This window comes from Wocania ichthyoenteri Th78 (assembly GCF_000789235.1).
Taxonomy (GTDB): Bacteria; Bacteroidota; Bacteroidia; order Flavobacteriales; family Flavobacteriaceae; genus Wocania_A; species Wocania_A ichthyoenteri.
This window is the reverse complement of record NZ_KN525716.1, coordinates 480,561-492,367: the sequence shown is the minus strand read 5'-3', so window position 1 is coordinate 492,367 and position 11,807 is coordinate 480,561. Positions and strand designations below refer to the sequence as shown.

The following is an 11,807-nucleotide window of genomic DNA, read 5'->3' as shown; positions in this document are numbered from 1 at the left end:
TTGCAAAAAAAGTATTGGTTAAGGTGTTTTAAATGCTAGTGCGATGTATACAAGATGTTTATTTTTGTTAATATACTAGTTGTAATAGATTTTACTGTTAGCAAAAAGACAAAAAACAAACACTTTAATTTAAAAGCTTTGAAGAATAATTTACTCATATCTCCCACAGATAATGTTGCTGTAGCCTTGTCAAATATCAATAAAGGCGATGTATTATCAATAAAAGGAAAACAGGTTTGTATTAATGAAAATATACCTGTAAAGCACAAATTTACTTTACAGGCTTTAAAGGAAGGTGATGTGGTAAATATGTATGGCGTGCCAGTTGGAAAAGCCACTACATCCATAAAAAAAGGGGCTTTAATTACTACCAAAAATTTAAAGCATACTGCTGCGCCTTATAAATTTAGAAACTATAATTATCGATATGAAAAGCCTTTTGTAAATGGGTTATCTAAAAAAAACTTTTTAGGCTATCATAGAAAAGACGGACAAGTTGGTACAGCAAATTATTGGATTTTTGTACCCATGGTGTTCTGCCAAAATCGAAATTTAAAAGTGTTAAAAGAAGCTTTTGAGGCAGAGTTAGGCTTTAAAAAGGAAAACCCGTACCGACTAAAACTTAGAAGTTTGGTTCATGGTGGTGACGATGCCTCTTATGAAGAAGAAAAGCTATCTCAAAAAGTCTTTAAAAATATTGATGGGATTAGGTTTTTAACTCACGAAGGCGGTTGCGGAGGCACAAAAGATGATGCACAAGCTTTAGTAAATTTATTAGCAGGTTATATTAAAAATCCTAATGTAGCAGGAGCAACGGTAATGAGTTTAGGCTGCCAACACGCACAAATAAGTATGCTGGAAGAGGCGTTAAAAGCGCGATTTAAAACAGATAAACCCGTGCTGTATTTTGAGCAACAACAATATCCAACCGAAAATAAAATGCTTTCGGAAGCATTAAAAGATACGTATAACGCATTAGAAAAAGTTAACGAAATAGAAAGAGAACCAGCGCCATTAAGTAAATTGAGTATTGGTTTAGAATGCGGAGGATCGGATGGATTTTCAGGCATTACTGCAAACCCACTCATAGGCGTTGTATCTGATAAAATCAACGCGGTTGGCGGAAGAAGTATCTTATCAGAGTTTCCAGAATTATGCGGTGTAGAGCAAGATTTAATTGATAGATGCCCCACTGAAGAAGTCGCCAATAAGTTTATTGATATTATGGAGCGATATAACGGTCAAGCCGAAAAAGTAGGCTCGGGTTTCGATATGAATCCGTCACCAGGTAATGTTAGAGATGGTTTAATTACCGATGCCATAAAATCTGCAGGAGCAGCAACAAAAGGAGGCAGAAGCCCCATTGCAGATGTTATTGATTATGGCGAATATGTTACAAAACAAGGCTTGAATTTATTGTGCACACCTGGAAACGATGTAGAATCTACAACAGGTTTAGCAGGTTTTGGCGCAAATATTATATTGTTTTCAACAGGTTTAGGAACACCAACAGGCAATGTAGTTTGTCCAGTTATTAAAATTTCTTCAAACTCGATGTTGCCAGCAAAAATGAAAGATATTATAGATTTTGATGCAGGACGATTAATTTCTGAACAAGTGAGTCAAGAGGAACTTTCAGAAGAACTTATTGATTTAATTATTGAAGTAGCAAGCGGAAGACACCAAACATGTGCAACAACGTTAGGTCAAGACGATTTTATTCCTTGGAAAAGAGGTGTGTCATTATAATTCATCATAAATTTTTTCAAATGAAAAACACATTAAAATTATTTTTTTGCTTACTACCATTATTTTGTGTTCAACTAAATTTTTCTCAAGACGTTTATGTACCTTCAAAAGAAAATTTAGAAGCTAGAGAAGCATTTCAAAATGATAAATTTGGCATGTTTATTCATTGGGGCGTTTACAGTATTTTAAGTGATGCAGAATGGGTAATGCACAACCAAAATATACCTGTAAATCGATACGAATTATTGCCTTCTTTCTTTAATCCACAAGATTTTAGTGCTAAAGATTTTGTGCAACTCGTTAAAGATGCTGGGATGAAATACATAACTATTACCACAAAACATCATGATGGTTTTGCAATGTACGATTCTAAAATATCTGATTATAATGTTGTAAAGGCAACGCCTTACGGTAAAGATATTTTTAGAACCTTGGAGCAAGAGTGCAAAAAACAGGACATAAAATTATATGCGTATTATTCGCAACTAGATTGGCATCATCCAGATTATTATCCAAGAGGGTGGACAGGTAGAAAACTTGACCGACCAGAATCTGGAAATTGGGAAAACTATTTAAAGTACCAAGATGCGCAAATAAAAGAGCTAGCTGAAAACTATGATATAGCAGGCTTTTGGTTTGATGGTTGGTGGGACCAAGCACCGAATAAAAAAGATTGGCATAAGGCTGTAAAATATAGAATTGATGGAATTGATTGGAAACTAGAGCAAACTTATAAAATGATTCATGATGTGAATTCTGCATTACTAATTGGTAATAATCATCATGAATTACCATTTGCTGGAGAAGATTTTCAGATGTTTGAAAAAGATTTACCAGGAAAAAATACCACAGGTTTTGGCGGTGCAGAAATAGGAAGATTACCATTAGAAACTTGCGAAACTATTAATCATTCTTGGGGTTTTAATTTACAAGATGGTAAGCACAAATCTGTTAAAGACTTAATTAAGTATATTGTTAAAGCCGCAGGAAATAACGCCAATTTTTTACTGAATGTTGGGCCTATGCCAAATGGGAAAATTCAAGAAGACCACATAAAACGTTTACAAGCTGTTGGTGCTTGGCTAAAAGAAAATGGCGAAACTATTTATGGCACGCGTGGCGGAATAATAGCAGCTACAAAAGATTACGCATCTACTCAAAAAGATAAAACGCTTTATTTACATGTTTTAAATAATGACATTGAAACGCTACAAATTGAAGCTTTTAAAGCACGCATTAAAAAAGTAGCGTTATTTAAAGATAAAAGCAAAATAAAACACACATTAAAAAAAGGGCAATTAACAATTAATCTTCCTAAAAAGGATAAAGACGTTGTTGATACCATTATAGAAATTACATTAAAATAAAAGGAAATAAATAATGTCAAAATTTAGTTTAGAAGAAAAATCGGCTATTATAACGGGGGGAGCAAGCGGTATTGGAAAAGCGATTTCTACAATATTTGCGCAACAAGGAGCACACGTTCATATTTTAGAATTTAATACAGAAAGTGGTAAGCAAGCGGTTGAAGAAATTAAGAATACTGGCGGACAAGCAAATTTTTATCAGTGCGATGTTTCCAATCACAAACAAGTAAAAGAAATTATTAGCACAATCGCTAAAAATCATAACATAGATATTTTAGTAAATAATGCAGGTATTGCTCACGTTGGTAATGTTGAAAACACTGAAGAATCAGATTTAGATCGTGTTTATAACGTTAATGTAAAAGGCGTTTACAACTGTATATATGCAACAATCCCAAAAATGAAAGCACAAGGTGGTGGTGTTATTATTAATATGGCATCTATTGCATCATCGGTTGGTATTTCAGACCGCTTTGCGTATTCCATGTCTAAAGGTGCTGCTTTAACCATGACGTATTCTGTTGCTAAAGATTATGTAGATAGTAATATTCGCTGTAATTGTATTTCGCCAGCACGAGTACATACGCCTTTTGTTGACGGTTTTATTAAAAAAAACTATCCTAGAAAAGAAGCCGAAATGTTTGATGCTTTATCTAAAACTCAACCCATAGGAAGAATGGGTAAACCAGAAGAAATAGCAAATTTAGCTTTATATTTATGTTCAGATGAAGCGTCTTTTATTACAGGAACAGATTTTCCTATAGATGGAGGTTTTATAAAATTAAATGGATAATGATTAAAAATAAAATATTATTGGTTTGTATTTGTTTTTTACTGATAGCATCAGTATTTGCACAACAAAAAACAGAAGCAGAATATATTAAAAATATTACAGAACGTCCATATCCTGAATGGTTTAAAGATGCTAAATTGGGTATTTTTATTCATTGGGGACTTTACTCTGTGCCATCTTATGGAAGTAAAGAATCTTATGCAGAATGGTTTTTACGTGGTATGCAGTTAAAAGATTCGTTACGTACAAGTTTTGTAAAAAATACGTACGGCGAACATTTCACTTATAAAGATTTTGCGCCATTATTCAAAGCTGAACTATTTAATCCAGATGAATGGGCAACTTTGTTTAAAAATGCAGGTGCAAAATATGTTATGTTTGTTTCAAAACACCACGATGGCTATGCACTGTGGCCTAGTAAGTATAATAGAAATTGGAATAGTGTTGATGTAGGGCCGAAACGCGATTTGGTTGGCGAATTAACAAACTCGATTAAAAAATCTGGACTTAAAATGGGATTATACTATTCGCTTGCCGAATGGAATCATCCATTACATCGCTGGTACACCGATCCGCATGATAGTATTGGTAAATATGTTGAAGAGTATATGATTCCTCAGTTTAAAGAATTAGTTTCAACTTATAAGCCTTCAATTATTTTTGCAGATGGTGAGTGGTATAATACAGCGAAACAATGGCATTCGGCAGAATTAATAGATTGGTATTACAATTTAGTTGGTGATGACGCCATAGTTAATAACCGATGGGGACACGGCTTAGATGTTGGCTATTTAACGCCGGAATACAGTGCAGGCATAAAAGTAACTGATAGGCCTTGGGCAGAAGTTAGAGGCTTAGGGCGTTCTTTTGGGTTGAATAGAAATGAAGATTTAGAAGCCTACGGAAATTCTAAAGATTTAATTCACCGTTTTGTGCAAACCGTTGCTAATGGTGGTGGCATGATATTAAATGTCGGTCCTAAAGCAGATGGACAAATCCCGTTAATTCAGCAAGAACGTTTAATTCAACTAGGTAATTGGCTTAAAATTAATGGTGATGCTATTTATGGTGCTGAACCTTTTTCAATAAAAGAAGAAGAAAAAGAAATCACGATTAATCGTATTGATGACATAATCAATTTTAATTGGGTGAGAAATTCGCCAATGAAAGGCATCAAAGAAGATGATTTTACGGTGGAATGGAATGGTTATATCGAAGCACCAAAAACCGATACTTACTATTTTGAAGTTAAAGCCGATGATGAAGCTGCAGTTTTTATAAATAGCAAATTAGTCATCAATCAAAATTTCACGGCTAAAGGATCTCAATCTGAAGTTATGGGAGCAAATACGAGTGCTTCATCAACTGGAAAAATAAAATTGAAAGCTGGTGAATTATATTCTATTCAAATAAAATATAGAGAAAAAAAACAAAATGCGTCTATCGCTTTATTCTGGAATACAAAAAATGAAGAGAAGCAATTAGTGCCTGCTTCGGTATTGTTTTTAGATCAAAAAAAATCTGGAAGCGGCATTACGGGAAGTTATTCATCTTTAAAAACCTATCTGTGTTATACGCAAAATAATGGCAAAATTTACGCCACAAGTTTTGAATGGCCAGAGGAAAAACTGGTATTAAGTATTCCAAACCCAGGAAAAGAAGCCAAGGTTAAAATGGTAGGGCTAGATAAAATTTTACCGTGGCAGTATACAAACGGGAAAATGCATATTGATACCAGTAAGATAAAATATTCTGAAATGCCATCACATGATGCTTGGACTTTTGAGATTGATAAAAAATAATAGACAGTGAAATTAAACACTTTTTTTAAACTTTTTATAATCTTTATTTTAATAGGTACATGTTCTAAGCCTCAAGAATTAAAATTTAAAGTAATTTCTGACGCTAAAGTAGATTCGGATTCAACTTTTATGACCATTGAAAAAACGTTAAATAAAGTTGAAGACATTCGAAAAGTAGGAAATAATGCTCCCATAACAATTTATTTGCCTGAAGGAACTTACCGATTAAATTCCACACTCAAAATAAGTCCAAAATACGGTGCATTAAAATTGGAAGGCGCCGGTATAGATAAGACCATTATTAAAGGCTCTAAAGTGCTTCCATTGCAATGGAAAAAATACAATGATGCCATTTGGATAGCTCAAGTTCCTAAAGACAAAACCTTCGACCAAATTTATATTAATGGAGTACCACAAATTTTAGCACGTTATCCAAATTATAACGAAAACGGAGGGCATTGGCAAGGGCATGCAGCCGATGCTATTTCACCAGAACGTGTTAACTCTTGGAAAAACCCAAAAGGCGGTATTGTTAATGTAATGCATAGTGGTGAATGGGGCGGATTTCATTATCTCGTAGAAGGTGTAGATGATAGTGGAGCATTAATTTTATCTAAAGGTCATCAAAATAATAGGCCATCAAAAATGCACGATACTTACCGTATGGTTGAAAATATTTTTGAAGAATTAGACAGCCCAAAAGAATGGTATTTAAGCGCAAATAATCAATTGTTTTATTGGCCAGAAGCTGATATAGATTTAGAGCATGCAACCGTAGAAGTTGTTCAGCTAAAACATTTGATTGATATTATTGGAACTGAAGAAAATCCAGTAAAGAATGTGAGTATCAGTAATATTAAGTTTGAACATACACAACGTACTTTGTTTGAAGATTACGAGCCTTTATTACGTAGCGATTGGACCATTTATAGAGGGGGTGCTTTATTTATTGAAGGTACAGAGAGCATTAAAATAAAAGATTGCGAACTTACTAACTTAGGGGGTAACGCTATTTTTGTGAGTTCTTATAATAGAGACGTCTCTATTACAAACAATCATATTTACAATTGTGGAGCAACAGCTATTAATTTTGTAGGAAGCCCAACAGCTGTTCGCTCACCTGCTTTCCAGTATTACAAGTTTGTAAAACTTGCAGATATGGATACAATTAAGGGTCCCAAAAACAATAAGTATCCAAGTGCATCTAAAGTTGACAATAATCTTATTTATCGAATTGGACGAATAGAAAAACAAACGGCGGGTGTAAATATTTCTATGGCTATGGACATAACGGTTAGTAATAATACTATATATGATGTACCAAGAGCTGGAATAAATATTTGCGATGGTACTTGGGGCGGCCATATTATTGAACAAAATGATGTATTTAATACCGTTTTAGAAACCAGCGATCACGGTGCTTTTAATTCCTGGGGAAGAGATCGTTTTTGGCATCCAAATCGTAGTGTTTTAGACAGCATTGTAGCAAATCATCCAGATATACCAAAATGGGATGCCATTCATACAACCATTATTAGAAATAACAGATTTAGATGTGACCATGGTTGGGATATTGATTTAGACGATGGTTCTTCAAACTATAAAATTTATAATAATGTCTGTTTAAACGGCGGAATAAAATTTAGAGAAGGTTTTTATCGAACTGCCGAAAATAATATATTAATTAACAACGGTTTTCACCCACACGTTTGGTTTAAAAATAGTGAAGATGTATTCCGAAAAAACATCGTACTAACAGCACATAAAGATATTAGACTTCAAGCTTGGGGAAAAGAAGTTGATTTCAACTTATTTCCAGACGAAACAGCATTGCTTAAAGCTCAAAAGAATGGTGTTGATGCTAATAGCCGTTTTGGAAATCCAAATTTTAAAAACCCCAAAGAAGCAGATTATACAATTTTAGAAGATTCGCCAGCCTTAAAATTAGGTTTTAAAAACTTTAATATGAGTGGTTTTGGTGTTAAAAACAAAACGCTAAAAGCGCTTGCAAAACAACCCGATATTCCAACCATTTGGAGCGCATCTGCTTCTAAAAAGGATTTAATAGTAAATTGGTTGGGCGCTACACTTAAAAATATTGAAACCATGGCAGAACGTTCAGCTGCTGGACTTAATGAGACTTCGGGAGTTTTAATACTAGGTATTGATGATGATTCCATTGTTGCTAAGTCAACTCTAGAAAAAGGTGATGTAATTATAAGTGCTGAAAATGAAAAAACGAAAATTATTGCAGATTTGATGAATATTTATCAAAATAATAATTGGAAAGGCGTATTAAATCTAGAAATTTATAGAAATCAAAAAGTCCAAAAACTAAAAATAAATTTAAAATGAAAAAAAGTATAAAAAAGTGCCATATTTTAATTGGTTTACTAACAATTTTAGTTTGTAATATTTCAAATTCTCAAGAAACTTACAAACCTACTTGGGAATCTTTAGATTCCAGACCAATTCCGGAATGGTTTAAAGATGCTAAGTTTGGGGTTTTTATTCATTGGGGACCCTATTCTGTTCCTGCGTGGTCACCAAAGGGTACTTATTCGGAGTGGTACCAATATTGGTTACAAAGCAAATCGCTTTTCGGAAATGGAAAATTTAAAGGTGATGAAGTCACTAATTTTCATAAAAAAACTTATGGAGATCACTTTTCATATTACAATTTTGGCGACATGTTTAAAGCCGATTTATTTAACCCAGATGAATGGGCTAAGTTATTTGAAAAATCTGGAGCAAAATATATTGTATTAACATCAAAACATCATGACGGGTATACATTGTGGCCAAACAAAGAAGCAAATGATAGAGGATTCCCATGGAATAGTATGGAGGTAGGGGCTAAACGCGATTTAGTCGGAGAGCTATCAGCAGCTGTAAAAAAGACAGATGTTAAAATGGGCTTATATTATTCGCTTTACGAATGGTATCACCCATGGTGGCAAAATGATAAGTCACGTTTTGTAAATGAGCATTATTTGCCACAAATAAAAGATTTAGTACAAAATTATAAACCAGATATTTTGTGGGCAGATGGTGAATGGGATATGGAAGCAGAAAAATGGAAATCTAAAGAGTTTTTAGCATGGTTATTTAACGAATCTAATGTAAAAAACTCTATAGTTGTTAATGATAGATGGGGAAAAGGTATACGAAAAAAACATGGCGGCTACTTTACAACTGAATATGAAGCAGCAACACCAGAATTTGATAAACCTTGGGAAGAATGTCGTGGTATGGGCTTCTCGTTTGGTTATAATCAAAATGAAGATATTCAAGACTATAATTCACCAAAAGCTTTAGTGCTTAACTTAATAAATATTGTAAGTACAGGCGGTAATTTATTGCTTGATATAGGACCAGATGGTCGAGGTAGCATTCCAGTAATTATGCAAGAACGCTTATTACAAATTGGTGAATGGTTAGGTACAAACGGAGAAGCTATTTATGGTACAATGCCTTGGAATAACTCTTTTCAATGGTCATTAAAAGGAGAAAAAAACTATAAACCAAAGCAACACTATTTAGGTGGCGATGTTATTTTAAAGCAAACTGTAGACCCAGAACCTGGTTATGCGGTTAAAGAATTGTTTTTTACTCAAAATGAAAACGCCCATTTTGCCATTACACCACAATGGAAAAATGAAATTGCGATTAGGGATTTTAAACCTTCAGCAAATACTGAAATTACCTTATTGGCAACAGGAGAAACTTTATCTGGAAAACAGGTAGGTAAAGATTTTGTAATCACAATGCCAGTGTACCAGCCTAATAAGATGAAAGCAACAGATAATTACGCTTATGCTATAAAATTAACTAAATAGAATTCTATTATTCATATGAAAAACATTTTTTATTCCCTCATATTACTTCTTTTGATTGTATCATGCTCTAAAAATAACGGGTTATTGATGCCAACCAGTTCAACTATAGAAATAGATTCTGATGACACAAAAGATTCTATTATAGAAAAAGCAGCACATGTAGTGCCTACTAAAAACCAGTACGAAGCTTTAAAAAACGAATACATTGCGTTTATTCATTTTGGGCCAAATACCTTTACAAGAATGGAATGGGGTAACGGTATGGAAGACCCAAAAATCTTCAACTTACAAAATTTGGATACCGACCAATGGTGTAAAGCAATGGCAGATGCCCAAATGAAAATGGTGATTATCACCGTTAAGCATCACGATGGTTTTGTATTATGGCAAAGTCGTTATACCAAACACGGTGTGATGTCAACCCCATTTAAAGATGGAAAAGGCAATATATTAAAAGAATTGTCTGAATCTTGCCAGAAATACGGATTGAAACTTGGTGTGTATTTATCGCCTGCCGATTTATATCAAATTGAAAACCCCGAAGGACTTTACGGAAATTTAAGCAAATACTCCGATAGAGTCATTCCTAGAGCAGTTGAAGGACGTCCGTTTAAAAATAAAACCACCTTTACCTTTAATGTTGATGATTATAATGAGTATTTTTTAAATCAGCTATTCGAATTATTAACAGAATACGGACCCATTCACGAAGTGTGGTTTGATGGAGCACACCCAAAACGAAAAGGCGGTCAGAAGTACAATTATTTAGCATGGAAAGAGTTGATTTCAACCTTAGCTCCAGAAGCAGTTATCTTTGGAAAACAAGATATACGTTGGTGCGGAAACGAAGCTGGGGCAACACGAGATACTGAATGGAATGTGATTCCGTATCAAATGAATCCACACGAAATGAACAGTTTTGCAGATATTACCGGTAAAGATATTGGTAGTAGGGAAAAGCTGTACGATGCTAAATTTTTACATTATCAGCAAGCAGAAACCAATACTTCAATTAGAGAGGGTTGGTTTTATAGAGATGAAGACAAACAAAAAGTGAGAAGTGCCGACGATGTGTTTGATATGTATGAGCGCTCTGTTGGAGGTAATTCAACGTTTTTATTGAATATTCCGCCCAATAGAGAAGGTAAGTTTTCAGATGAAGATGCCAAGGTTTTAGTGGAAGTTGGTAAAAGAATCAAAGAAACTTATGGAACTAATTTATTTGAAAACGCATCAGGAGGAAAAACTATTGATGATGATGTATTGAGTTTTGAACTTTTAGATGAAGCTGATAAATCTATCGAAATTGAAACATCTCAATTTGTTACAATAAATAGAATAGTGTTACAAGAAGCCATTTCAACCCATAGTGAACGTGTAGAAAAACACGCAGTAGACGCTTGGATAAATGGTGCTTGGAAAGAAATTGTTTCCGCCACCAATATTGGTTACAAGCGTATTTTGCGTTTTCCAGAAGTGACTTCTAACAAATTTCGAGTTCGTATTTTAGAATCACGTTTAAGTCCTGCTATTTCATATCTCACAGCGCATTATTATAAAACAAGACCACCACAACTATCCATTACAAGAAACTTAGAAGGATTGGTAAGTATTCAGCCTAAAAAACATGACTTTGGATGGAAGCCTCATGGAGAAGATATTTCGGGCAATATAAATTCTGGACTTGAAATTCGCTATACAACCAATGGTAGTGAGCCAACAAAAGAATCACAGGTTTACAAGCAACCATTTGCAGTGGCATCTGGTCAAGTAAAAGCTGTTGCATTTTCACAAGACCAAAAAGGAAGTGAAGTTTCTAAAAAGTTTGGAATTTTAAAAACGAATTGGAAAAGTTTAGCTAGCGACAGTTTTACACCAGAACATTTTGATAACAAGGCGTTTGATGAAAATCCAGACACCTATTGGAAATCTAAAGCAACAGATTCCAAACACCATTTAAATATAGATTTAGGTGCAGTAAAAACTATAAAAGCCTTTATGTACACGCCACCAAAAAATGATGCAAGCGGTATGATAGAACAAGGCCGTATTTTGGTAAGTGTTAATGCTATTAAATGGAAACCACTTGAAAGTTTTGAATTTGGTAATCTAATTAACGACCCATCACCACGCACGCATTACTTTAAAGAAGCTGTAAGTACTCGTTTTGTACGAGTGGAATCTAAAACTATTGCAGGTGGTGAAAAACAAGCAGCTATAGCTGAATTGGATTTTTTTGAATAATGAACTACAACTA

The 11,807-nt window shown here is 34.1% G+C and carries 7 protein-coding genes; all 7 read left to right on the top strand.

Annotated elements, in window-relative coordinates:
• Positions 1–138: 138 nt before the first annotated feature.
• The 7 genes from RG22_RS02285 (at position 139) to RG22_RS02255 (ending at position 11,794) form a co-directional block, all read left to right on the top strand.
• The gene (locus tag RG22_RS02285; protein WP_244462107.1) at positions 139–1,749 is read left to right on the top strand and encodes a UxaA family hydrolase; all 1,611 of its coding nucleotides are present in this window, start codon (positions 139–141) and stop codon (positions 1,747–1,749) included.
• Positions 1,750–1,769: 20 nt separating this feature from the next.
• Positions 1,770–3,116: an alpha-L-fucosidase gene (locus tag RG22_RS02280; RefSeq protein ID WP_034040508.1), complete on the top strand. Its 1,347-nt coding sequence runs from the start codon at positions 1,770–1,772 to the stop codon at positions 3,114–3,116.
• 13 nt (positions 3,117–3,129) lie between these two features.
• Positions 3,130–3,909, top strand: a complete 780-nt coding sequence (locus RG22_RS02275; RefSeq protein WP_034040505.1) for an SDR family NAD(P)-dependent oxidoreductase — start codon at positions 3,130–3,132, stop codon at positions 3,907–3,909.
• Positions 3,909–5,711: an alpha-L-fucosidase gene (locus tag RG22_RS17185; protein WP_052143593.1), complete on the top strand. Its 1,803-nt coding sequence runs from the start codon at positions 3,909–3,911 to the stop codon at positions 5,709–5,711. Before RG22_RS02275 ends, RG22_RS17185 begins: the two co-directional genes overlap by 1 nt.
• Before the next feature lie 6 nt (positions 5,712–5,717).
• Positions 5,718–8,066: a right-handed parallel beta-helix repeat-containing protein gene (locus tag RG22_RS02265; protein WP_034040502.1), complete on the top strand. Its 2,349-nt coding sequence runs from the start codon at positions 5,718–5,720 to the stop codon at positions 8,064–8,066.
• A complete protein-coding gene (locus RG22_RS02260) occupies positions 8,063–9,550 on the top strand; it encodes an alpha-L-fucosidase (RefSeq protein ID WP_081997644.1) in 1,488 nt (495 codons plus the stop codon). The genes RG22_RS02265 and RG22_RS02260 overlap by 4 nt, the downstream gene beginning before the upstream one ends.
• A gap of 87 nt (positions 9,551–9,637) precedes the next feature.
• Entirely contained in the window at positions 9,638–11,794 is a 2,157-nt protein-coding gene (locus tag RG22_RS02255) for an alpha-L-fucosidase (RefSeq protein WP_244462106.1), read from the top strand.
• The last annotated feature ends 13 nt before the right edge of the window (positions 11,795–11,807 follow it).